We start from the raw sequence: 23,519 nt of genomic DNA, 5'->3' as shown, positions 1-23,519 counted from the left end.
TTCCCCATGTGAGAGTAGGTCATCGTCAAGATTAAATTCCGAAACCCCAATTGCGAAAGCAGTTGGGGTTTTGTTTTAGTAGAAGTTCCTGTTTTTGCTGGCTTGTTACCGTGTTGACGGGCCAGATAAAGAATTTCTTGACGACCATAGAACATTGGAACCACCTGATCCCATCCCGAACTCAGAAGTGAAACGATGTATCGCCGATGGTAGTGTGGGGTTTCCCCATGTGAGAGTAGGTCATCGTCAAGATTGAATTCCGAAACCCCTGTCTGCTAACGCAGACAGGGGTTTTGTCATTTAAGCGTGTACGAAAGATCAGGCCGTTCTGCGAGTCTTGCTGCCGCGTCTTGCCTGCCACTTGCGCCACCAGATATAAACGCCCGTCCCTGACAGCCCCGCAATCAACACACCCAATACCGCGATCATTACCTGCCCTGTCATCCCGATGATCCTTCCCCCATGTATCGGCAACTGGAGTCGATAGAACTGCTCCCCAAGCGTGCCCTGCCCGGCGATTTCCTGTCCTAACAAGCGTCCGTCGGTACCGTGAAAGAACAACCAGGATTTACCGTGTGCGTCTGTATCGTGCTGTCCAAACCCCGCGCCGTAGAAGTTGTATTCAAAGCTGTAATACAACTCGCCGATCGCCGCCGTCAGTCCTAATCGTTGCCCTTCGTGCAATGCCCTTTCGTACGCCTGTTGATAACTTAACTGTGTCGTCCCCAGTTGATCCGCGGGCATTCGTCCTCTGGCTTCATAAACGCTCGGCTCGATCGGCGAAAACAACGAAACCGCAGGCTTGAACACCTGGCTCGGCAAGTTCATCGCCACGCTGCTGACGGCGATCGGTAACAGCAGTAGCCACAACCACAATCCGCCGGCGCGATGCAGATCGAAGTTCAAACGGTAGGCATGCCCTCCTTTCACCTTCCACGCAGTAGCCCACTTCTTCCAGAAGGGCTTGCCGCGCGGCAAGGTCAGCCACAATGCGATGAAGCAGTCGATCACCCACGCGACGGCCACCAGGCCCATCAACAGCAATCCCCAGTTACCGGGCAATGTCAGGTTGTAGTGAAACTCCAGAATGAACGGGATGAAGTTCTCCCGCTGGAAGCAGCATTCGCCCCAGTAGCGAGCGCCTTTCTGCTGCGCACTCACCGGATCCAGATAAAACACCTGATTGCGTTCATCGAACGACTTGCCCGTTGCTGGATCTTTGCGTGGAACTGCCGCCAGTACCGCTGTATGCCCCGCCTCCTGCGGATACTCCATGTACCAGACTTGCAATTTCGGATGCGCAGTCTGCACCGCATCAACCAACGCGCCCGGCGGCAAGCGCTCACCCAGTGAAGTCGCCTCGTAGAACTGCGGATTCAGCCACTCATCCAGTTCGTGATTGAACGCCAGCACACTGCCTGTGAGGCCCGCAAGCAAAAGAAACACCGCTGTAGCCAAGCCAATGTAACGATGCAACAAAACCAGAAACGCACGCATGCAAGACACCCCGAATAAACGACAAAGCCAGCCCCTGACATAAGGGGCTGGCTTTTTCATGCACAGAACAATGCTTTAGAACTGATAGCTGACGGTCGCCGCTACGTTGCGTTCTTCGCCCATGTAGCAGAAGTTCAGACTGGCGCAGGACGCGACATAAGACTCGTTGGTCAGATTGTTCGCATTGAGCCGAACATCAACACCCTTCAAACCAATTTTGCCCAGGTCATAACCAATCGAGGCGTCGAACAACGTGTAAGACGGCACCTTCAAGGTGTTCTCGGCATCGGCCCAGCTGTAGCCGACATAGCGCACACCACCGCCCAACCGCAGCCCATCGAGCGCGGCACTGTCGAACTTGTAGTCAGCCCACAGCGAGGCCATGTGTCGCGGCGCCTGAGTCGGTGAGTTGCCTTTGTTCTCGATGACATCGGTCGGCGTACTCAAAGTGCTGATCATCGACTTCGAATATTCAATATCGGTGAAGGTGTAACTGCCGAGTACTTTGAAGTTGTCGGTCAGTTGCATATGCGCTTCCAGCTCCAGACCTTGCGAGCGTACGGCACCGACCGCGCGATAGAAGTTTTCCTGCGGCAGTTTGGTCGCGAGGTTTTCCTGATCAATGCGGAACAGCGAGGCGGTGAACAGGTTGTCGGTGCCCGGCGGCTGGTACTTCAAACCGACTTCCCACTGCGTGCCATCGGTGGGGGCCAGTGGATTGCCGGCGCTGTCGGCATAGGAGTTCGGGTTGAATGACTCGGAGTAACTGATATAGGGCGCCAGACCGTTATCGAACAGGTACAGAGCGCCCGCACGGCCGGTCAGCTTGGTGCGGCGATCATTGATCTCCGTACCAACGGGACGCCCGGCTTCAGCAATGCGGTTTTCGTCGGATGTCTCTACCCAATCCTGACGCAGGCCCAGCGAGAAGCGCCATTTGTCCATCTCGATCAGGTCTTGCAGATACACACCAGTCTGCTCGAGACGACGCAGATAGCTGGTGTCGCCGTACATTTCGATCGCCGAGTTGCCATACGCCGGATTGAACGCGTTGATTGGCGCCAGTCCACCGCTGGTCCAGTCGACCACGGTTTTGCGCCGTTGATAATCCGCGCCCATCAGTACTGTGTGCTTGGTCGCGCCGGTAAAGAATTCGGCCTGCAGCATGTTGTCGACGATGAACGCATGCAGGCGCTCATCACCGCCGGTGTAATAGCGGTTCAGCTCATTGCTGGTCGGGGTGGTCCAGCCATAGGCGTAGACCTGATCCATGTTCACTTTGGAGTCGAGATAGCGGAAGTTCTGCCGCGCCGTGAAGACGTCGTTGAAGCGATGTTCGAACTGATAGCCGAACGATTGCTGGTCACGGGAGTAGCCGTCGATCCCCGGCTCGCCCTCGAAGAATCGCGGCGAGATGCGGTCGCCATTGCGTTGATGGATCGTGCCGTCTGCCGGAACGCCACCGTGGTAACCACCGTCCGGATCGTGTTGCAGATAGGCCTGCAGAGTCAGCGAGGTGTCTTCGCTGAAATCGATGCTCAGCGTCGGCGCGAGGGCGAAGCGTTTTTCCTTGTTGTGATCGAACTGCGTGTCGGACTGATCGCTCAAACCGGTCAGACGATAAGCAATGCGCTTGTCGTCATCGACCGGGCCGCTGAAGTCAAAACCAACCCCGCGCTGGCCTTGTGTCCCCACCGTGGCCTGCACCTGATGATAAGCCTCATACAACGGCTTTTTGCTGGTCAGCGCGACCAGACCGCCGGGCGAGCTGCGGCCGTACAGCACGGACGACGGGCCTTTGAGAATGTCCACACGCTCGAGGAAATACGGATCGACCTGCATGGTGCTGTAAGTGCCGCTGTCACCCATCGACTTCAGGCCGTCGAGGTAAATGTTGTCCACCGAGCCGTCGTTGAAACCGCGCATCGCCACGTAGTCGTAACGGTGCGTGGCGCCGTACGGATTGGTCAGCACGCCCGGGGCGTAACGCATCGCTTGCGAGACGGTTTGCGAGCCTTGGTCATCCATTTGCTCGCGCGTGACCACGGACACGCTTTGCGAAGTTTCCAGCAGGGCGGTACTGGTCTTGGTGGCGATCTGGCTGTGCGTGGCGTTGTAGCCGGCCATGCTGCCCAGCGCGTTGCCGAGGGCAAAACCTTTGATATCAGTAGCCGGCAAGGCCATTGCTTGGCTTTCAGCCAGCGGGCGCAGAATGTAGCTGCTGCCGTCCTGGCTGACGGCTTCCAGTCCGGAACCGCCGAGCAAATGGGTCAAGGCCTGATCGGTCGAATATTCACCCTGCACGCCGGGAGATTGCTGACCTTGGGTCTGTTGCGGCGTCATCGCCAAGGTGATGCCGGCCTGCCGGGCGAACTGATTCAATGCCTCGCCCAATGGCCCGGCAGCAATGTTGTAGCGGTGGCTGATCTCGGTGCCGGCAGTGTTGGCGGCCAGACCCAGACTTGGTAATAAGCTGACGCCCAGCGCGGAGGACAACAGTGCTGCCCGAACCGCATGGCGCAGCGGTGCCGATGGTGCAGTGAAATTCAGAGGATTCTTACAAATGGCGCGGACAGTCATTGTGGATTTCCGTAGGCAGTCGCGGGGGCTGAGTTGAAGTGCTTACTGACTAAGCCGGACTGCCTGGAAAAACCCGCCAAAAAATATTCAGACCGCACGCTCCAGAGTCACCCACCAGCGGGTGCGATAACGCAATTGCACCGGCAGCGTCTGCGGCAGGACCGCCAGCAGCCTGTCGGTGTCCTCCAGACGGAACACCCCAGAGAGGCGCAAGTCTGCGATATCTGCCGCACAATTGAGAAAACCCGGGCGATAGCGTGCGACTTCAGCGAGGAAGTCACCTAGCCTCATATTGCGCGTGACAATCAAACCGTCGAGCCAGGCGCCCGCATCCATATCCAGCGTCGGCGCTGCGCGCAAACCGCTTTGGTCGACCAGAAAACTCTGCCCGGCGAGCGCTTCGAGCGAATGACCGCCAGCGCGAACCACCACCCGGCCACGGGTAACGCTGAGTCGCGTGCATTGATCTTCCTGACGCAAAATGAAACGCGCATCGACCGGCGCATAACTGCCGTGGCGATTCTGTATGCGCAGCGGTCGATCGGTCGCCGCGCCCTCGTCAGAGCCGCCGCAGGTAACGATGATCTCGCCACGGCTCAGTTTGATCAGGCGCTGCTGCGCGGTGTAATCCAGGTCAACGGCGCTGGCGGTGTTGAGTTCGATGCGCGTGCCGTCGGGCAACTGGAAACCGCGCCGTTCGCCGGTCGCCGTGACGTAGTCGGCGCTCCATTGCTGCCAGGCGGCGCTGTCCTTGGCCAGCCACGCGGCGGAGCCCAACAACAGCGCGCCGGACATCAACTTCAAGGCTTGGCGACGGCCCAGACCTTGCGCACTGTTTTCCAGGGTGTTGAAAGCGACCTGCGCACCCGGCACGGCACGCAGACTGGAGCTCAATTCGGCTTGCAGCGACTGCACCCGCTGCCAGGCGATTTCGTGTTCGTGATGCTCGGCGCGCCATTGCTCGCATTGACGAGTCAACCGCGAATTGCCGTGGTTGTTGCGCAGCCGCAGTAGCCAGTGAATCGCTTGCTTGACCACCTGTTGGCGCGGTTCGACGCGGCGACCGAGTGAGAGGTTATCCACAGGCATCAGCTTTCATACCGCAACACATAGCAGTGATACAGCGCATCGGCGACGTAGCGTTCCACTGAACGTACCGACACGCCCAACTGCTCGGCGATCTGTTTGTGCGTTAACCCTTCGCACTGCGCGAGCAGAAATGCCTGACGCACTTTTGGCTTCAGTCCCTCAAGCATGCGCGCAATGCTTTCCAGCAGTTCAAGCACCAACGCGCGGGATTCGGCGTCAGGTACTTCGCCTTCAGGCAAGTGAGCAATGGTCTCCAGATAGGCCCGCTCGATTTCCTCGCGGCGCCAATGATCGATCACCAGACCGCGCGCGATGGTTCGCAAGAAAGCTCGGGGCGCTTTCAGTTCGAGACGTTCGGTGCGTTGTAGCAGACGCAGGAAAGTGTCCTGCGCCAAATCAGCCGCATCCGCCGCATTGCCCAGCCTTGCGCGCAGCCAAGCGTTGAGCCAGCCGTGATGACTACCGTAAAGCGCCTGTACGACCAACTCAGGTGAAGACATGACCACGCCAGCCCGAACGTCACAAATGATAATTAGTCGCATTGTCATCAAGGGTTACAGATTTTGCAACTGCCGCTCCGATGTCATTGCTAAAAAATTCCCTCGCAGCCGCTCTGGCACGCCGTTCGGCGGGAAACCTGTCCAAAACCCGGCCATTTCTCACGCAGCCCTAAGATTTCTCAGCCGCTGGCCGACAGACTGGTGAGAAATGCGTGCACCAAAGTAGAGCGGCCTGAAGAACGCTGCCTGCGCTGTACATGGAATGTTGCAACCGGAACGCATCCCCACTTTTGGCATAAGAAGTCCCATGAAATGAATCTCAAGTTCAGCCATAAAATCCTCCTGGCCGCTTCGGGCGTCGTGGTCCTGGCGTTCGCGCTGTTCACGCTCTACAACGATTACTTGCAGCGAAACACCATTCGCCAGAACCTGCAGTCTTCCGTGCAGCAGGCCGGTGACCTGACCGCCAGCAGCGTGCAGAACTGGATGAGCGGGCGGATTCTGGTGCTGGAAAACCTCGCGCAGAACGTTGCTCATCAAGGCAGAAATGCCGATTTTCCTGGCCTCGTCGATCAGCCGGCCTTTACGTCGAACTTCCAGTTCACCTACGTCGGGCAAGCCAACGGTGTCTTCACCCAGCGTCCCGATGCGAAGATGCCGGACGGTTACGATCCGCGTCAGCGCCCTTGGTACAAGCAGGCAGTGGCCGCTGACAAAACCATGCTGACCCCGCCGTACATGGCGGCCGTCGGTGGCTTGGTAGTAACCATCGCGATGCCAGTGAAAAAGGACGGAGAACTGCTCGGTGTGGTCGGTGGTGACCTGAGCCTGGAAACGCTGGTGAAGATCATCAACTCGGTGGATTTCGGTGGCCTCGGCCATGCATTTCTGGTCAGTGCCGACGGTCAGGTGATCGTCAGCCCGGACAAAGATCAGGTAATGAAAAACCTCAAGGACATCTACCCGAACACCAGCGTGCGCATCGAGAAGGGCAACCAGAACGTCGTGCTCAACGGTCAGGAGCGCATTCTCTCGTTCACCCCGGTCAGCGATCTGCCGAATGCGCAGTGGTACATCGGTCTGTCGATCGATCGCGACAAGGCCTACGCCGCACTCAGCCAATTCCGCACCTCGGCGTTGATCGCCATGTTTGTCGCGGTCGCGGCGATTGCGTTGCTGTTGAGCCTGTTGATCAACGTGTTGATGCGTCCGCTGACCACCATGGGCCGCGCGATGAAAGACATCGCCCAGGGCGAGGGCGATCTGACCCGGCGTCTGGTGGTCGAGAGCAAAGACGAGTTCGGTGAACTGGGCAGTGCGTTCAACCAGTTCGTCGAGCGCATTCACGCTTCTATTTCCGAAGTGTCGTCGGCGACCCGTCACGTACATGACCTGTCGCAACGGGTGATGGCTTCGTCCAACGCTTCGATCGTCGGTTCCGATGAGCAAAGTGCGCGCACCAACAGCGTCGCGGCGGCGATCAATCAGCTGGGTGCTGCCACTCAGGAGATCGCGCGCAACGCGGCGGATGCTTCGCAGCACGCCAGCGGTGCTTCCGAGCAGGCCGATGATGGTCGTCAGGTGGTCGAGCAAACCATCCAGGCGATGACCGAGCTGTCGCAGAAAATCAGCCTGTCGTGCACGCAGATCGAAACCTTGAACGCGAGCACCGATAACATCGGCCACATTCTCGATGTGATCAAAGGCATCTCGCAGCAGACCAATCTGTTGGCGCTCAACGCTGCCATCGAGGCTGCGCGTGCCGGGGAAGCCGGACGTGGTTTCGCCGTGGTTGCCGATGAGGTGCGCAACCTTGCGCATCGCACCCAGGAATCGGCGGAAGAGATCCACAAGATGATCACCTCGCTGCAGGTCGGTTCGCGCGAAGCGGTGAGCACCATGAACGCGAGTCAGACGTCCAGCGAGCAAAGCGTGGAAGTGGCGAATCAGGCCGGTCTGCGTCTGGTCAGCGTGACCCAGCGCATCGGCGAAATCGACGGCATGAACCAATCGGTTGCAGCGGCGACGGAAGAGCAGACGGCGGTGGTGGAAACCCTCAACGTCGACGTCAACCAGATCAACCTGTTGAACCAGCAGAGCGTGGCCAACCTCAATGAAACGTTGAAGGATTGTGATGCGTTGTCGCAGCAGGCCAATCGCCTGAAGCAATTGGTCGACAGCTTCAAAATCTGATTGTTCAGATTGCAGACCGCGTTATCGTTCTTCGCGAGCAGGCTCGCTCCCACAGGGAAATGCAATCCAAATGTGGGAGCGAGCCTGCTCGCGAAAGCGGTCTGACGATCGCCGCAAAGCCAAAGCCTTAGACAAACAGCTTCAGCACATTGCCCATCGCATCATCGGCAAACCCCTGCACGAAATCCCTGAACCCCGGTAATGCTTCATCCCCACCCGCAGCCGGTTCGGCAATGATCGTCCAGGTCGCTCGCGACTTCCCTTCGCTCAGCGACTCCACCTGCATCGCCGCCCACAGATTCGCCACACCCAAGGTGTTGTAAATCGTCGTCCAGGTCATGCGCTGCGCCGGTTCATCGCGCGAGTTGAGTTGTTCGACCACGACGTTGCCGTCCTTGAAGAATTTCTTGCGCAGCGAAGACACGCCCTCGCCGGTCATTTCGGTGTGCGACAGCGCCGGAATGAATCGATCGAAGCCAGCGAAATCGCCAACGATCGCCCAGACTTTTGCCGCGTCCGCTGGCACTTCCACCGACGACACGACGTGGCAGCCTTGCGGGTTTTTGATCAGGGTGTCTGGTTGCAGATTGCTCATGGTATTGCTCCTTTGGGATGAGTCAGATGAAGTTGATTTGTTTCAGGTAATCGCAGCCGCGACGCAGCAGCGCCGGGGATTTCTGTGGGTAGTGCGCGCCCATCTGCCGCACGCCGGCCTCGGCGTTGGCGTGGCCGATCAGCGAGATGTCGCCGATGTCTTCTTCGAAGCCGTTGAGGTAGAAACCGAGCACGCCGAACAGCGCGTTGTCGGCGTCGACCCGGTTCAGTTGCTGTTGCCAATCGGCGACGCTGACCAGCGAAAATTCGCTGCCGGTTTCGCGGAACGACGCGACGTAGGCATCCCAGCTCAGCGGCTCGGGATTGTGCAGATTGAACACCGCGCGATCCGCTGAATAACGGCTGGCATGAAAGGCGATGAAGCGGGCGAGAAAGTCCACCGGCATCAGGTCGAAATTCAGCGCAAAGGCCGGCACCTGGCCGAGTTGGATCGAGCCCTTGAGCATCAGCATCAAACGGTTTTTGTGCGGCTGGCAGACGCCATTCAGGCTGTTGAAGCTGATGTTGCCGGGGCGATACAGATTGACCCGCACACCCTGCTCGCGCGCCCTTTCGAGGATGCGTTCGCCGACCCACTTCGACAGGTTGTAGCCGTTGCGAATGTAGATCGGCGGCGTCGCGGCGGCGGGCAGTTCCAGCACTCGACCGGCGTCATCCACGGTGCTGGATGCCGACAGGGTCGAGACAAAGTTGAAGACCTTTTTACTCCGCCCTTCGCACAACTTCAGCAGGGCGAAGATCGGCTCGACGTTGTCCGCGGCCAGCGACTCGTAATCGAGTACGTGGTTGACGTTGGCGGCGTTGTGCACCAGCGCGCCGAACTCGCGATCCAGGCGCTGGTAATCGTCATCGCCCAGGCCCAGTTGCGAGCGACTGATATCAGCTGCGTAAACCCGCACACGGCTGAGATCGAGGTGCTCCAGACGGTTTTCGCGCAGTGCCTGAGCGAAACGTTGCGCCGCCGTTTGCCCGGCGCCGTCGCGCACCAGACAGGCCACTTCGCTGGCGCCCCAACCGAGCAGCGCTTCGACGATGTGCACGCCGACAAAACTGTTGGCACCGGTGACGATCACCTTGTGCACATCGCCCATGCGGCTGATCGGCAGCGGTTCGATATCCAGCTTACGCTCAGAGTCGGCCATGGCCTGGGCACTGAGTACCGCGCTGTCGCCGGTGCCGCGCACCAGCGTCGCCAGTTTGCTGATGGTCGGCTGTTCGATGAAGCGATTGATCGAAATGCTTCGGCCAAATTCCTCGCGCAAGCGCAGCAACATCCGCGACAGCAGGATCGAATGGCCGCCGAGATTGAAGAAGCTTTCGTCAGTGGAAATGTCGCTGGTCGGCAGCTCCAGCAATTCGGCCCAGATCTCCAGAAGCAGCGCTTCGTCAGCATTGGCCGGCAGGCATTTCGCAGCGCTGTCCTGCACCGTCACCGGCAATGCAAGCAGCGCGTTGCGATCGACTTTGCCGTTGCTGGCGAACGGCATCTGCGCCAGCTCAGTCCATGCCACCGGCAGCATGTAGTCCGGCAGAAATTGCCGGGCATGCGTCTTCAATTCGTCGCGGGCAGTCTCGGTCTGTGGCTGAGCGAGGAACGCCAGAATGCGCCGCTGACGGTCGATGACCACGGCAATCTGCCGATACAAGCGGCTCTCGCGCAGGCAGCGCTCGATCTCTTCCGGCTCAACGCGAAAGCCACGGATTTTCACCTGATTGTCGCGCCGCCCGCACAGCTCGATACCGTGCTCGCCCCACTTGGCCATATCGCCGCTGCGATAGGCGCGCAGGGTCTCGCCCCCGGGCAAGGACAGGTTCAGATAGCGCTCGGCGGTCTGCTGCGGATTGTTCAGGTAACCGAGGCAGACACCAGGCCCGACGATGAACAGTTCACCGACGGTTTGATCGGGCACCGGTTGCAGATCGTCGTCGAGAATCAGCACCCGACTGTTGGCGATCGGCCCTCCCAGCGTGCGGTTGCCGTCCCCGGGTTTGAGCTGGCGCGCGGTGATCAGCACGGTGGCTTCGGTCGGGCCATACAGGTTGTGCAGGGCGCCTTGACGGGTCAGTTGCTCGATGACGAACGGCTCGCAGACATCGCCGCCGGTCATCACCTGCACGCCCTCCAGTTGCTCCAGCGGCAGGATGCTCAACAGCGCCGGTGGCAGGAAGGCGTGGGTCAGTTGCCGCCGGCGAATCAGCGCCACCAGCTGCAAAGGATCGCGCCGCTGGGTGTCGTCGGGCACCACCAGTTCGGCGCCGGTGAGCAGGCTGGGGAAGATGTCGATCAGCGATGAGTCGAAGCTCAGCGATGAGAACTGCAACACCCGACTCTCGGCGCGCAACTGCACGTAGTCGGCGTACCACGCGGTGAAGTGGGCGAGATTGGCCTGGCTGAGCAGCACGCCTTTCGGATGCCCGGTGGTACCCGAGGTGTAGAGCGCCATGCACGGCGCATCGAGCTTGGGACGGTGCAGCATCAGCGGTCGATTGAAGTCCGCGTCGGTCGCCTCGATGCCACTGACATTCAGCCCCGCTATCGTTTCGCTGAGCGCCTGCTGCCCATCGTGAAGCAACAGCACCGCGCCGGCGTTTTCCAGGATGTATTGCTGACGCGGCAATGGATGGCTGGGCTCCAGCGGCAAGTACACCGCGCCGCTGCCGAGAATCGCCAGAATCGAGGCGAACAGCGCCGGGCTTTTGCCTTGGCAGACGCCGACTACCCACGGCTGCGGATGTTGCTCAAGCAATGGCAGCAATCGCCGTTGAATCGCCCGGCTGTGGGCGTGCAACTGGCGGTAGTCGATGGACTGTCCGCCGAGGTGCAGCGCCGATCGTTCGGCATGTTCGATCAGGCTCTGTTGCAGGCGCTCGATCAGCGGGATTTTCGCCTGCTCCAGCAGCGCCGGGTGTGCCGTGTCGTTGAGACGGTGGACGTACGCTAGCTTGTCGAGAAACAGCAGGTCTTCCAGGCGTTCGAAATCCGGCGCCTTGAGGGCCGGGGCGTGGCGCAAATAATCGGCATCGCGGGAAAAGCGGCTGACCAGCAACGCCACTTCGTCGACCACATGGGCAAGCGCTCGTAGGCGTAGCGACTGACCGTTGCCGGATGGCTCATTGCCAATCGGTACGCGGCTGATCAGCGACGAGCCGAGAAAGCACAGCAAGTCGAGGGTCGGCAGGCCGCCATGGCCTTGCGCGGCGACACCCAAGCGCAGGTGCAGGTGCGGGATCGCGCAGAAGTCGCCAGCGCCGATAAAGCCATCGTCGATGATCAGATCCACCGCCGCTTGTGTCGCGCCGCTGCGGGTCAGTGCATGGCCGTGCTGTTCGAGTTCCCGGGCCAGGTCGGTCATCGCCTGGCTGGTGCCGGTGAGCAAAATGTCGAGACGTTTCATGTCGGCCTCCTCAAACCAGATAGTCGCGCAGGGCGTCCTGCACGGACGGTGTGTCGAGCAGCGAGCTGTTGTGGAAAAACCTGACGATGTTGCCCACCAGCGGGTGGTGGCGATTGATCGGGAAGGCCAGTCCGGCGATTTCTTCGCGCAGTGAATGGCGCGTGGTGTCGCTGACCGGCAGTGCGTCGATCAAGCGCAAATCGAAGGACTTCTGGATGTCGTTGGTCAGGTAATGGCCGATGAACACCGGCAGAATCTGCGCGATGGTTTCGCGGTCCGTGTCGCTGGCGGTGTGCCAATAGATGCGCACCATCCGCGCCCAGAAACTCGAGTGGCGACCCTCGTCGAGCAAGTGGTCGGCCATCAGGCCTTTGATCGACGGCTTGACCGAATCGTCGCGGGCGAACGCGGCGACATCACCGGTCACGGTGTTTTCGGCGATCGCCACGCAGATCAATTCCACCGCGCTGCGCAGGTGTTCCGGGGCCAGCGCGACGGCAGCGGGGATCGCCCGGCTCAGTTCGATTTCGTCAGGCAACTGAATCGGCTCGATACCGGTCAGCGCGACCGTTTGCTGCATGAAGTCCATGGCCACCAGCGCGTGGTAATCCTCATCGACCACTACGGTCATCGCGTCGTAGCGACAGGCGAACGGGAACGCCACGGCAAAGCGATTCTTGGCGATGCTGCGCGCGGTCTTGTCGACGATTTCGGTCTCGAAAATCACTACGTCGTTGATGAATTTGTACAACGTCTGCACCAGGGCGAAATCACGTTGTTGCGGGCATTCACGCAGGAAGGTTTCGCTGAGCACCAGCGGCTGGCGGCTGAGCGGGTAGATCAGGCGCTGATCGTCTTCGAGCACCCGGCGCGGACGAGTGCGGATGGTCGCGCGGCTTTCCCAGGCATCAGCGAAGGATTGATAGTCGGCGGCGTTCATTGGGCCACCTCGGCAACTTTTGCGCCCATGCTCAAGCGCAGGCCGTCCCACAGGGCGATGCGGCTTTCCACGGCGGCGATGGCGCTGGCATAGACTTCAGCTGCGCGCTGCGGATCGCCATCGACCAGACGCTCCAGCAGCTGTTCGGCGGCGGGGCCATGGTCTTCAGAGTCGACTTCGATATGCCGTTGCAGGTAGTAGCGAAAGGTCGGTGCCTGTTCGATGCCGATGCCCCAGTCATCGAGGATGCGCTGGAACATCGTCGGAATGACGCTCTCGCGACCGTGCAGGAACGCGGCGGCAACGCTGTGTCCCGGCGCCTCCAGGGCAATGCGCAAGGTATCGCGGACAAACTGTGCGGCTGCCGGGTCGACATCGATGCTCTGCAACGCGACGTCGTAGCTCACGCCTTCCTGCTGCAACGTGACGAAACGCTCCACCGCCGTGGTACTCGCGCCGATCTCGCGCATCGCATCCAGGTACAACTCGAAGTGGCTGTAGTGGCCGGCATCGAGGCGATCATCCGATTCCTCGCCCAGCACGATCTCGTTGATCAGCCGAGCGGCGTGAGGATCGCGCGGCGGCAACCAGGGTAAACGCGTGCAGGTCAGTTCCTGTTGCAGGCGCTTGGTCAGCGACATGAAGTCCCATACAGCAAATACATGGGTTTCCATGAAACGGCGTAATACCGATAACGAAGTAATCTCGGAAAAGATCGGGTGAATACTCAGTTCGGCTTTCTTCAGGGCGAGTTGCTGCTTAGTGGGCATCATGATGTCCTTTATCAGTGATATGAAGTGCACGGTTCTTTCAGTTGCTGTAAGCGGTCGAACAAGTTTGATAGCAAGTTGGTCGGGCGAAACTTGATTGCGATGTGGCTCCATTGCGGCGCCACGGTTGCTGCCGATGGTGTTTCAGGTATGCCGCGCTGAACGGAGAAGTTCAAACCTGGCGAGAGAAAACTAATACAGGGCAAAAGCAATTAACAAGTTTATTTTCAATTATTTCAAGTTGGCTGTTTTTTGAATATGAGAGTTGCCGATAAAACTTTCCAGGCAAGTTTTATCCAGGCGTAGTTACTCCTTTCGGCTAATAACGGCCAAAATTGATAAACAAGAGTGAATGCCTCACTCGAAGCAACTTTCAACTAAGGGGATTTACTGAATTCATAGGGGGACGAAAGTTGGCCGGGACCGGCGCCATGACTTCCTGTTTCCCGTGACAAGGCTCCTTCCGTAGGTTCCTGTTGCGGGGACTGTGCCGTCAGGGCGGCGCGTCCCCGTTCTATAGGGTTGGCGCTTGAAGAGTGCGGGTAAATTGCCGTCACGGCTATTACCGATTGGTCATCGGCGGGCAGCAGAAATGCGTCGGCAGGGCCGGGGCGGGCACCAGCGGGCACGCCGATCCGCTGCCAGGGCCGGCAGCAGAGCGGTCGCGCAGATTTGTAAGGGGATTATTCGACGTACAAGATATCAGCGTGCGGTGTGACGCTTCTGTGCGGCGGGAGTCGCGAGGTAGCGGGTGATGACTTCAACGCCACGGTTGAGGTGCTGCTCCAGCATTTCGAGCGAGCGCGGGATGTCCCGCTCGATCACGGCCTGAAGCATGGCACGGTGGTCGTCCTGAGACAGCTTGCCCAGGCCCATCGCTTCCAGATTGAAACGCAGAAAACGTTCTTCTTCGTTCAAGCCGTCCTCCACCAGGCGCAGCAGTCGCTGATTGGGCGCCTTGCTGTACAAGGCCATGTGGAACAGACGGTTGAGGCGGCCGATTTCGTTGTAGTCGTGTTGCGCTTCCAGTTCGTCGATGTAGCCAGCGGCGAGTTGATGCTCGGCCTCAGTCAGCAGCGGAATGGACTGCCGTAATGCCTCGGATTCGAGCAGAATGCGCAACTCGTAGGTTTCAGCGGCATCACCCTGAATCAGCGGGGCGACCACGGCCCCTTTGTGCGTGGTGACGCTAAGCAGCTCCTGCGCTTCGAGCTGGCGCAAGGCTTCGCGCACCGGCATGCGGCTGACCCCGAACAGATCGGCCAGATCCTGCTGGCGCAGCGCAGTGCCACAGGGCAGGCGTCCATCGAGAATGGCCGAGCGCAGGGTTTCTTCAATCACCGACCGGGCCAAATGCGCAGGAATCGGTCCTTCGACTTTGATGCTGTGCAGCGGTTTGGGCTTCTGAGTCACGACAACACACCCTGTAGGTCGCAATATTTGGATCCAAATGACACTAGTGATTGCTCTACAGGTTGTCAAACCTTGTAAAACGTTGCGCGGCAATCTCAAGTCTAGCGGGTCTTCGATGATCTCACGGTGCCATTGTTTTTTGCCGGGCTAAGCTTCACCATCAAACGCTTCCTTTCTGTCCTTCTGGAAACCTGCAGTGGCGGTACGTTTCGCGATCCCTCGGACCCTGCGCTGGCTTGGCTGCGCATTGCTGCTGGCCGGCGTCATGCTGGGCGGTCTGCACGCCGATTGGGATTTTTCCGCGATCAGCCGCAAGGCCACGGCTCTTTATGGGCCGCTGGGCGCCGGGCAGCAGCGCATCGACGCCTGGCAGAATCTGCTGGCGACGCAGAAGCAGGCCAGTGAGATGGACAAGCTCAAAGTGGTGAACCTGTTTTTCAACAAGCAGGTGCGTTACGTCGAAGACATCGATCTGTGGCGCGAAGTGGATTATTGGGAAACCCCGATCGAAGCGCTGTGGAAGGGCGCCGGTGACTGCGAAGACTATGCCATCGCCAAGTATTTCAGCCTGCGCCATCTCGGCGTATCCAGTGACAAGCTGCGCATCACCTACGTCAAGGCGCTGCGCCAGAACCGCGCGCACATGGTGTTGACGTACTATGCGACCCCCGATGCCATGCCGCTGGTGCTCGACAGCCTGATCGATCCGATCCAGCCGGCGGCGCAGCGGACCGATTTGCTGCCGGTCTACTCTTTCAATGCCGAAGGCCTGTATTTGCCCGGCGCCAAGGGCAATAAAAAGGTCGGCGACACCAAACGCCTGTCGCGCTGGCAGGATGTGCTGAAAAAAATGCAGGCCGAAGGTTTTCCGGTCGAGACGACTAACTAGGAGCACGCGCTCAGATGTCTTTGTTCAAACAGCTGTTGATCGCTATCTGTCTGTTCCTGGTCGTGGCCTTCACCGGCAGCTTCATGGTCAGCCTGGAGAGCTCGCGCACCCAGTACGTCAACCAGCTGCGCTCCCACGCGCAGGACGCGGCGACGGCGCTGGCGTTGTCGCTGACGCCGAATATCGACGACCCCGCGATGGTCGAGCTGCTGGTCAGTTCGATTTTCGACAGCGGCTATTACGCAAGCATCCGGGTGGTCGACGTGAAGACCGAGCAGACCATCGTCGAGCGCAGCGGTACCCCGGCGGTGAGCAACGTGCCGGATTGGTTCGTCAAACTGATCGGCCTGGAGCCGGCGGGTGGCGATGCGCTGGTCAGCCGTGGCTGGGAGCAGGCGGCTCGGGTCGAGGTCGTCAGCCATCCGATGTTCGCCGTGGCCAAGCTGTGGCAGAGCGCGCTGGGTAGCCTTGGCTGGTTGCTGATCTGCGGCGCACTGAGTGCGGTGCTCGGCGCGCTGTTGCTGCGTCGGCAGTTGAAGCCCCTCGATTACATGGTCCAGCAGTCCCATGCGATTGCCCGCCGCGAGTTTCTCAGCCTGCCGGACCTGCCGCGCACGCCTGAATTGCGTCGCGTGGTGCAGGCGATGAATCAGATGGTCGAGAAGCTCAAGACGCTGTTCCAGGAGCAGGCCGAGCGCAGCGAAAAATTGCGTACCGAGTCCTATCAGGACAACCTCACCGGCCTGGCCAACCGCCGCTATTTCGAAATGCAATTGAACAACCGCGTGAGCAACCCGGAGCAGGCCAGTTCCGGTTACCTGCTGCTGTTGCGGGTCAAGGACCTCGCCGGGCTCAACCAGCGACTCGGCGGCCAGCGTACCGACCAGTTGCTCAAGGCCGTCGGTGAGCAACTGACCCGCGAGTGCGCCAGATATCCACAAACCCAGGACTTGGTCACGCGTATTCGCGGCGGTGAATTCGCTGTGCTCGCCCCCGGGCTGGTGCGCGAGGAAGCGTTGCAGTTGGCGCAGAATCTCGACAACGCCTTGAGCAGCCTGCATGCCACTGGCGCGACCGATGTGCCGGCGGTGGCTTCGATCGGGCTGGCGCCGTTTGCCCACGGTGACTCCCCGCAAGCGGTGCTGACACTGGGCGATCAGGCGCTCGCACAGGCCGAAGGGCAGGGTGAGCAGAATTGGGCGTGCATCGATCAGAGTCTGGTGGCGGAGGTCGGTGACGACCATCACGCTTGGCATCGACTGCTGGATCAGGCCTTGAGTCAGCAGCGTTTCGAGTTGTATTTCCAGCCGGTGGTTGCGGCGCAGGACACGCAACTGGTGCTGCATTACAAGGTGCTGTCGCGTCTGCTCGACGAGCAGGGCCAGACCATTCCCGCCGGACGTTTCCTGCCGTGGCTGGAGCGCTTCGGCTGGACCGCGCGGCTTGACCGGCTGATGCTCGAACGCGTGCTGGAACAGATGAAAGGGCACGAGGATTCACTGGCGCTGAACCTGTCCTCGGCGACGCTGGCCGACCCGCAGGCGTTGAACAAAGTCTTCGAGATTCTGCGCGCGCATTCCAATCTCGGCGCGCGTCTGACCCTGGAGATCGGCGAGGAGCAATTGCCTGAACAGGCGGTGCTGGAGCAGTTGACCCGACGCCTGCGCGAGCTTGGCTTCTCGCTGAGTCTGCAGCGCTTCGGCGGGCGCTTCAGCATGATCGGCAACCTGGCGCGGTTGGGCCTGGCGTACTTGAAGATCGATGGCAGCTACATCCGCGCGATCGATCAGGAGAGCGACAAGCGTCTGTTCATCGAAGCGATCCAGCGCGCCGCGCACAGCATCGATCTGCCGCTGATTGCCGAACGGGTCGAGACTGAAGGGGAGCTGTCAGTGATTCGCGAGATGGGCTTGTATGGCGTGCAGGGGCAGTTGCTCGGTGAGCCGAAGCCCTGGAAGTGACTTGTCTTCAGTGATGCCGCCTTCGCGAGCAGGCTCGCTCCCACATTTGAAATGCATTCCAGTGTGGGAACGAGCCTGCTCGCGAAAGGGCCAGTCCAGTCGGTGAAGATCCAGAATCAGATCAACCCACCCTCATCCTCATCGATCAATTGGCTCAACCCGCCCAGCGCTTCACGCGCCTGGGTGCGGTCCATCAGTTTGGCCTGGGCCGCCGCCGGCAGGTCGGTGACGCGGATCACGCCTTTCTGGGTCAGCACCTGAATCAGGTCGTCGAGTACCCGAATCATTTCAAAGTCGCTCTGCTTGAGCTGTTTGAGGCTGTTTTCCACGGCTTCGTTGGCGTACCACGCCTGAATCTCATGGTTGTCGGCGGGCAGCGTTTCCGTGGCCTCGGCGTACGCCGCAGCTTCCACGCGAATCAACTGGCCCTGCGCATCGCGTTGCACGTAAAACATTGAGCATCCCTCACAAATGAACAGCGTCATGCTGTCAGCAGCATAGCCAACTGCGCGTCAGTATGCGGGGCGACGATTAAATCGTCACCGCTGCATTGCCCGCAAACGCGACGGCCGCCTCACAGGAGGCGGCCGTCGTTGTTTCAGCCTCAGCTGTTGTTGTGATCGACCTTGATGGTCGGGTCGCTGCCGGCAATCAGGTTGTGCAGGTTGGCGCTCGCCCAGTTGTTGCCTTCCAGTTTGATCGTCACGTCTGGCGTGGCCGCAGCGGCATCGCCCGAGTTGAATTTGCCCGCCGAGCTGACTTGCAGCGACGACGTGCCATCCACCGTGGTGATCTTCAGGAAGTTATCGATCGTGCTGCCGGTCTCGCCCTGCAACAGGTCGCGCAGGTCGATGCGGTCGCCTTCGCTGGCTTTGAAATCCTTGATCACGTCGTTACCGGTGTCGCCCGATTTCCAGACGAAGGTGTCGCCACCGGAACCGCCGATGAGGATGTCGTTGCCCTGACCGCCGATCAGCGTGTCGTTGCCGGTGCCGCCGAGCAGGATGTCATTGCCTTTGCCGCCGTCGAGCAGGTCGTTGCCGCCCGAGCCGAACAGGATGTCATTGCCTGCGCCACCGAGCAGCGTGTCGTTGCCATCGTGCGCACCGGACACATCGAACGCCTGATAGTGCTCGGTGATGTACTGGTGCACATTACTGGTGGTGACCTTGCTGACATCGACGCCGGTCTCTTTGGCGACGAACGCCTGCATCGCCTGGTAACCCTCGCCGGCAATGCCGTTGAAGCTGACCAGATCGCCGAACAGGATGTCGTTGCCTTCGCCACCATTGACGGTGTCGTTACCCGGCATCGTCGCTTCGGTATGGCCGATGATCGAGTTGGCCAGATCCTTCGGATCGATGTTGGTTTGCGGCGTTTTGTCCGAATCGTACGGCTTGAGGTCGTTGAGGCTGACGTCGTTGTTCAGACCAATGGCTTCGACGCTCGACAATCCGCTCAACAAGGCAAAGCCGCTGGTCGAGTTGCTGGTCGTCGACGAGTTGGTGCTGTTGCCGGTACCCGCGAGGTTCGACAGTTCATAAGTACCGTCGCCCTGCGCGTGAATCGTGCCCAGGGTTTCGCTGCTCCAGCCCCACCACGAGTTGTAGGTTTGCAGCACAACGCTGCCGGCACTGTTGATGGTCAGGTAGTGCGAGTTGTCGATGTAGGTGCTGAACGTGTCGCCCTGCTTGTAGTTGCTGGTGTTCACCACGCTGTCGAGTTTCACGTTGCCATACAGCGTCGGGTTGGTCTGCTCGCCGGTCTGATAGTAAGTCGGCTGGCCGTCGGTGATGAAGTACGTGAGGTTCTTCGCCCCGGTGTTGGCGACCGCATCGGCACTCTGGAACCAGTTGGCCGTGGTCTTGAACACGTCTTCGTAGTTGGTACCGCCGCCAGAGCCCATCGAGTTCAGCACTGCTTTGAGCAAGGTCAGCGCATTCGGGTCGTTGAGATTCACCGACACCGACTTGTTGACCTGGGTATCGAAGTCCACCAGGAAGATGTTCACCGTACCCGAGTTGCTGCCGCCCAGGCTTTGCTTGAGGCTGTTGAACACCGAGGTCAGCGAGTCTTTCGCAGCGTTCAGCGACGAGGTGCTCATGCTGCCCGAGCTGTCGACCATGAACGCAATGTTGTAGTTGGTGCCCGGCACCACGGTCAGGCCGCCGATGTCAGCGACGATGATGTCGTTGGCGTCGGTGCCGGTGACGTTGTCATCACCCGAGGTGGCGGTGACCGCGTTGTACACCGCAGGCACCACGGTGACCGGAATGGTCGCGGTGCTGCTTGCCGACCCGCCGACCTGTTCGGTGGATGTCGAAGTCACGGTCAGGTTGAACTGGCCGTTGTAGTAGGTCGGCGGAGTCACGGTCAGAGAACCGAGGTTCCAGCCGGTGACGTTGGCTTCGCCATTGCTCGCGGTAACGGTGAAGGTATGACCGGCGCCATCGCTGAGCACCGAACCGACCGGCGCACCGCTGATCTTCACGCTCAGGGTTTCCGAGCCGTCGGTGTCGGTCAGCGCGGTGCTGATCGCCGACAGTTTCACCGTGGTGCCTTCGGCGCCGGTGTTGAGCTTGTAGCCGTCGTAATAGCCTTCGCCGTTGGTGCCGTGCAGATCGGAGACGGTGACGCCCGAGTTGATCAGGTCCTGCACACCGGTGTAGATCGGCACGCCGGCATTGCTGAGGTCGATCGGCGTGCCGCCGTTGACCGACAGGTTGACGTCGTAGCTGCCCGGGCCGCTCTGGTTGTGGTGGTAGATGTCGAGGGTGTAGTAACCGCTGGTAGTCGGGGTAAACGAACCATTGATCGCACCGCCCGCGCCCCAGGTACCGGAAGCCACACTCTTGCCGCCGATGGTAATCAGCAGGCTGTCATCGGCCACGCCGCTGAAGGTGTAGGTCTTGCCGGCTTCCAGGTAGATCAGGCCAGAGGTTTTCGACGCCGTACCGGCGGCGACACTGCCGTCAGACTGCACGTTAGTGACGTTGCCGCTGGAGTTCGGTTTGCCGGCCGCGTCGATGACGTTTTTCAGGGTGGTCGAGTTCGCGCCGCTGCCGTCAGTGCCCAGACCCGACAGACCGGTCCAGACTTCCTTGATCAGGCCAGTGGATTTAACGCTGCTATCAGCCACGGCCACGGTCGGCGCATCCGCCACTGGCGTGATGTCGATCTTCACTGTGCCGGTGCTGCCCAGCGCTTGGCCATCGGTAGGCTGGAACTTGATCTGCGCGTAGTCCGCCTGATTGTTGCCCAGGCCGGTGCCGCCGTAACCATTGGTCCCCGACTCGTTGGCATCCGGCAGGAAGCGCAGCTTGCCGGCGTCGATGTCGGCCTTGCTGAAGGTCTGGTTGTTGGCAACATCCTTCCAGGTCGAGCCGTCCAGATACTGCAGTTTGCCCTCGCCCGGCAGCTGCGTGATCTTGATACCGAGGCTGCTCGCCGGACTATCGACATCGCTGACGCCGAAGGTCGACCAGCCGAGCACCAGCGGCGTGTCTTCGGTGCCGGTGACATTACTCGGCGCGGCGACCGGTGCATCGTTGACCGCCACCACGTTGACCGTGGTCGTCGCGGTGTTCGAGTAGTTGCCGCCATCGGTCACCGTCACGGTGATGATGCGCGGCACGGTGCTCGGGTTTTCGCTGCTGTTGGTGAAGCTGATGTTCTTGATGGCCTGCATGTAGTCGGCCAGGGTCGCGTTACCCGAGAGGGTCAGGGTCACCGTGCCGTTGGTGCTGTTGGCATTGATGGTGATGCCGTTGACGCTGTTGCCCAGATTCAGCGCATCGCCGTCCTGACGGTTGGTCAGCACCACGGTGGCACCGGTGAGCATGGTGCTGTCCGGGTCGGTGATGCTGAGGTCGGTGTCAGCGATCGACACGCCGGCGCCCGGGGTGTTCTCGGTGAACGTCACTTTGTAATCGGCACCGGTCGCGCCGCTGGAGTTGTTGGCATCCAGATCGAGCACCGGTGGTGCGTCGTTGTCGATGATCGAGGTGCTGACGCTGCCGTTGGTGCTGCTGACCGCGAGGTTCTCGAAGTTGCCGCCGGTAGCCGAATCGATCTTGACCACGAAGTTCTCGGTGCCTTCGGTGATCTTGTCATCGAGGGTGGCGACGTTGAACTGCGCGCTGCTGGCGCCAGCCGGGATCTTCACGGTGTACACGCCGGTGAAGTCCGAACCGTCGGCAGCAGTGCCGCTGTAGACGATTTTCAGGGTCACTTCGGTCTGCGCCGGGTGATTGAGGCTGACGGTATAGCTGGCGGTCTGGCCTTCGGTCACCGAGCTGCTGCCGGTGATGCTGACGGTTGTGGTGTCGACTGTGTCGGTGACGCTGGTCACCGCTGGCGTGGTGCTCGGTACCAGTTTTTCGAAGCTGCCTCCGGTGGCGCTGCTGATGGTCGCCTGCACGGTGCCGGCGTCTTTGTAGACGTCGTCAGCTGGCGCTGGAACGTTCACGGTGCCGGTGGTTTCGCCCGCTTTGATGGTGATCACCGCACCGTTCGACAGGGTCACGGTTACAGGCGAGCCAGCGGCGTTGGTCAGGGTCGCGGTGTAAGTGATCTGGCCACCTTCGGCCACGGAACCGGTCGCCGACAGGGACAGGCTGGTGGTGTCGACGGTGTCGGTCACGGTGGTGCTGACCGGGGTCTTGTCGGCGACGAGGTTTTCGAAGTTGCCACCGGTTGCGCCAGTGATCGAGTTGGTGATCGGAGCGTGGCCGGTCAGTGCATCGTTCGAAGCAACAGCGGTTGCAGTGCCGGTAGTCTGACCGACGCCGATGGTTATGGTCTGGCCGTTGGCCAGAGTCACGACCACAGGCGAGCCGGTGACTGGCGCGCCGACGGTGGCGGTGTAAGTCACGGTACCGCCTTCGGCCACTGAAGTATCAGCAGTCAGTTTGACGGTCGAAGTGTCGATGGTGTCGGTGACTGTCGTGACGGCTGGAGCAGTGCTCGGCACCAGGTTCTCGAAGTTGCCACCAGTGGCACTGGTGATCGTTGCCTGCACAGAGCCGGCATCTTTATAGACGTCGTCGGACGGTGCCGGAACAGTTGCGGTGCCGGTGGTTTCGCCAGCCTTGATGGTGATTACGGCGCCGTTCGACAAGGTCACGGTCACAGGTGAGCCAGCGGCGTTGGTCAATGTCGCGGTGTACGTAATCTGGCCACCTTCGGCCACGGAACCGGTCGCCGACAGGGACAGGCTGGTGGTGTCGACGGTGTCGGTCACGGTGGTGCTGACCGGGGTCTTGTCGGCGACGAGGTTTTCGAAGTTGCCACCGGTTGCGCCAGTGATCGAGTTGGTGATCGGAGCGTGGCCGGTCAGTGCATCGTTCGAAGCAACAGCGGTTGCAGTGCCGGTAGTCTGACCGACGCCGATGGTTATGGTCTGACCATTGGCCAGAGTTACAACCACAGGCGAGCCGGTGACTGGCGCGCCGACGGTGGCGGTGTAAGTCACGGTACCGCCTTCAGCCACCGAAGTATCGGCGGTCAATCTGACGGTCGAGGTATCGATGGTGTCGGTGACTGTCGTCACGGCCGGAGCAGTACTCGGCACCAGGTTCTCGAAGTTACCACCAGTGGCACTGGTGATCGTCGCCTGGACGGAACCGGCGTCTTTGTAAACGTCATCGGATGGCGCAGGAACAGTTGCGGTGCCGGT

At 60.3% G+C, this 23,519-nt stretch carries 13 protein-coding genes, 1 rRNA gene and 2 pseudogenes; 5 read left to right on the top strand and 11 right to left on the bottom strand.

Translation table 11 applies throughout. The annotated features are described in order from the left end of the window. The first annotated feature begins 136 nt into the window (after positions 1-136). A 5S ribosomal RNA gene (gene rrf / locus AC4IHP_RS27130) occupies positions 137-252 on the top strand. A gap of 66 nt (positions 253-318) precedes the next feature. On the opposite strand, the gene AC4IHP_RS27125 is transcribed toward rrf, so the two are convergent. The 4 genes from AC4IHP_RS27125 to AC4IHP_RS27110 all read right to left on the bottom strand — a co-directional run bounded on the left by AC4IHP_RS27125 (position 319) and on the right by AC4IHP_RS27110 (position 5,666). Continuing rightward, positions 319-1,497: a PepSY-associated TM helix domain-containing protein gene (locus AC4IHP_RS27125; RefSeq protein WP_490833209.1), complete on the bottom strand. Its 1,179-nt coding sequence runs from the start codon at positions 1,495-1,497 to the stop codon at positions 319-321. 75 nt (positions 1,498-1,572) lie between these two features. Continuing rightward, positions 1,573-4,077: a TonB-dependent siderophore receptor gene (locus tag AC4IHP_RS27120; RefSeq protein WP_490833208.1), complete on the bottom strand. Its 2,505-nt coding sequence runs from the start codon at positions 4,075-4,077 to the stop codon at positions 1,573-1,575. An 87-nt stretch (positions 4,078-4,164) separates the two neighbouring features. Further along, positions 4,165-5,166, bottom strand: coding sequence for a FecR domain-containing protein (locus AC4IHP_RS27115; RefSeq protein ID WP_490833207.1), 1,002 nt, complete (start codon positions 5,164-5,166; stop codon positions 4,165-4,167). Next, positions 5,166-5,666 (bottom strand): sigma-70 family RNA polymerase sigma factor, encoded by a 501-nt coding sequence (locus AC4IHP_RS27110; protein WP_041479723.1) that lies wholly within the window; start codon positions 5,664-5,666, stop codon positions 5,166-5,168. The genes AC4IHP_RS27115 and AC4IHP_RS27110 overlap by 1 nt, the downstream gene beginning before the upstream one ends. A gap of 312 nt (positions 5,667-5,978) precedes the next feature. Here AC4IHP_RS27110 and AC4IHP_RS27105 point away from each other — a divergent pair. Both AC4IHP_RS27105 and AC4IHP_RS27100 read left to right on the top strand, forming a co-directional pair. Continuing rightward, positions 5,979-7,004 (top strand): annotated as a pseudogene (locus tag AC4IHP_RS27105) (HAMP domain-containing protein); the annotation flags it as partial. Between the two features lie 69 nt (positions 7,005-7,073). Then, positions 7,074-7,859, top strand: a complete 786-nt coding sequence (locus tag AC4IHP_RS27100; RefSeq protein ID WP_490833210.1) for a methyl-accepting chemotaxis protein — start codon at positions 7,074-7,076, stop codon at positions 7,857-7,859. A 127-nt stretch (positions 7,860-7,986) separates the two neighbouring features. Here the strand turns inward: AC4IHP_RS27100 and AC4IHP_RS27095 are convergent, their stop codons facing one another. From AC4IHP_RS27095 to AC4IHP_RS27075, 5 genes are all read right to left on the bottom strand, one after another. Further along, a complete protein-coding gene (locus AC4IHP_RS27095) occupies positions 7,987-8,454 on the bottom strand; it encodes an SRPBCC family protein (protein WP_490833206.1) in 468 nt (155 codons plus the stop codon). A gap of 22 nt (positions 8,455-8,476) precedes the next feature. After that, positions 8,477-11,869, bottom strand: a complete 3,393-nt coding sequence (locus tag AC4IHP_RS27090; protein WP_490833205.1) for an amino acid adenylation domain-containing protein — start codon at positions 11,867-11,869, stop codon at positions 8,477-8,479. A gap of 10 nt (positions 11,870-11,879) precedes the next feature. Continuing rightward, a complete protein-coding gene (locus AC4IHP_RS27085; RefSeq protein WP_490833204.1) occupies positions 11,880-12,809 on the bottom strand; it encodes a diiron oxygenase in 930 nt (309 codons plus the stop codon). Continuing rightward, positions 12,806-13,582 carry a DUF3050 domain-containing protein gene (locus AC4IHP_RS27080; protein ID WP_460122700.1) on the bottom strand — a complete coding sequence of 259 codons (777 nt, stop codon included), beginning with the start codon at positions 13,580-13,582 and terminating at the stop codon, positions 12,806-12,808. The genes AC4IHP_RS27085 and AC4IHP_RS27080 overlap by 4 nt, the downstream gene beginning before the upstream one ends. 699 nt (positions 13,583-14,281) lie before the next feature. After that, positions 14,282-14,992 carry a GntR family transcriptional regulator gene (locus tag AC4IHP_RS27075; protein ID WP_071174000.1) on the bottom strand — a complete coding sequence of 237 codons (711 nt, stop codon included), beginning with the start codon at positions 14,990-14,992 and terminating at the stop codon, positions 14,282-14,284. A 196-nt stretch (positions 14,993-15,188) separates the two neighbouring features. Here AC4IHP_RS27075 and lapG point away from each other — a divergent pair, with 196 nt between their 5' ends. Together lapG and lapD are read left to right on the top strand one after the other, a co-directional pair. Next, positions 15,189-15,881 carry a cysteine protease LapG gene (gene lapG / locus AC4IHP_RS27070; RefSeq protein ID WP_056786901.1) on the top strand — a complete coding sequence of 231 codons (693 nt, stop codon included), beginning with the start codon at positions 15,189-15,191 and terminating at the stop codon, positions 15,879-15,881. Positions 15,882-15,895: 14 nt separating this feature from the next. Next, positions 15,896-17,842 (top strand): cyclic di-GMP receptor LapD, encoded by a 1,947-nt coding sequence (gene lapD, locus AC4IHP_RS27065; RefSeq protein WP_341638306.1) that lies wholly within the window; start codon positions 15,896-15,898, stop codon positions 17,840-17,842. Positions 17,843-17,958: 116 nt separating this feature from the next. On the opposite strand, the gene AC4IHP_RS27060 is transcribed toward lapD, so the two are convergent. Both AC4IHP_RS27060 and AC4IHP_RS27055 read right to left on the bottom strand, forming a co-directional pair. Further along, on the bottom strand, positions 17,959-18,297 hold the full coding sequence (locus tag AC4IHP_RS27060) for a hypothetical protein (RefSeq protein ID WP_016772279.1): 339 nt from the start codon (positions 18,295-18,297) through the stop codon (positions 17,959-17,961). A gap of 149 nt (positions 18,298-18,446) precedes the next feature. Continuing rightward, positions 18,447-23,519 (bottom strand): annotated as a pseudogene (locus AC4IHP_RS27055) (LapA family giant adhesin); the annotation flags it as partial.

This window comes from Pseudomonas sp. UF-293, assembly GCF_058245595.1.
The sequence above is the reverse complement of the archived record's forward strand: the minus strand, read 5'-3'. Positions and strand labels throughout refer to the sequence as shown.

Bases quoted from the DNA above. Each gene is read 5' to 3' on its own strand.
- AC4IHP_RS27060 (WP_016772279.1), bottom strand. From the start codon at position 18,297: ATGTTTTACGTGCAACGCGATGCGCAGGGCCAGTTGATTCGCGTGGAA.
- AC4IHP_RS27120 (WP_490833208.1), bottom strand. From the start codon at position 4,077: ATGACTGTCCGCGCCATTTGTAAGAATCCTCTGAATTTCACTGCACCA.
- AC4IHP_RS27100 (WP_490833210.1), top strand. From the start codon at position 7,074: ATGGCTTCGTCCAACGCTTCGATCGTCGGTTCCGATGAGCAAAGTGCG.
- AC4IHP_RS27115 (WP_490833207.1), bottom strand. From the start codon at position 5,166: ATGCCTGTGGATAACCTCTCACTCGGTCGCCGCGTCGAACCGCGCCAA.
- lapD (WP_341638306.1), top strand. From the start codon at position 15,896: ATGTCTTTGTTCAAACAGCTGTTGATCGCTATCTGTCTGTTCCTGGTC.
- AC4IHP_RS27090 (WP_490833205.1), bottom strand. From the start codon at position 11,869: ATGAAACGTCTCGACATTTTGCTCACCGGCACCAGCCAGGCGATGACC.
- AC4IHP_RS27125 (WP_490833209.1), bottom strand. From the start codon at position 1,497: ATGCGTGCGTTTCTGGTTTTGTTGCATCGTTACATTGGCTTGGCTACA.
- AC4IHP_RS27085 (WP_490833204.1), bottom strand. From the start codon at position 12,809: ATGAACGCCGCCGACTATCAATCCTTCGCTGATGCCTGGGAAAGCCGC.
- AC4IHP_RS27110 (WP_041479723.1), bottom strand. From the start codon at position 5,666: ATGTCTTCACCTGAGTTGGTCGTACAGGCGCTTTACGGTAGTCATCAC.
- AC4IHP_RS27095 (WP_490833206.1), bottom strand. From the start codon at position 8,454: ATGAGCAATCTGCAACCAGACACCCTGATCAAAAACCCGCAAGGCTGC.
- AC4IHP_RS27080 (WP_460122700.1), bottom strand. From the start codon at position 13,582: ATGATGCCCACTAAGCAGCAACTCGCCCTGAAGAAAGCCGAACTGAGT.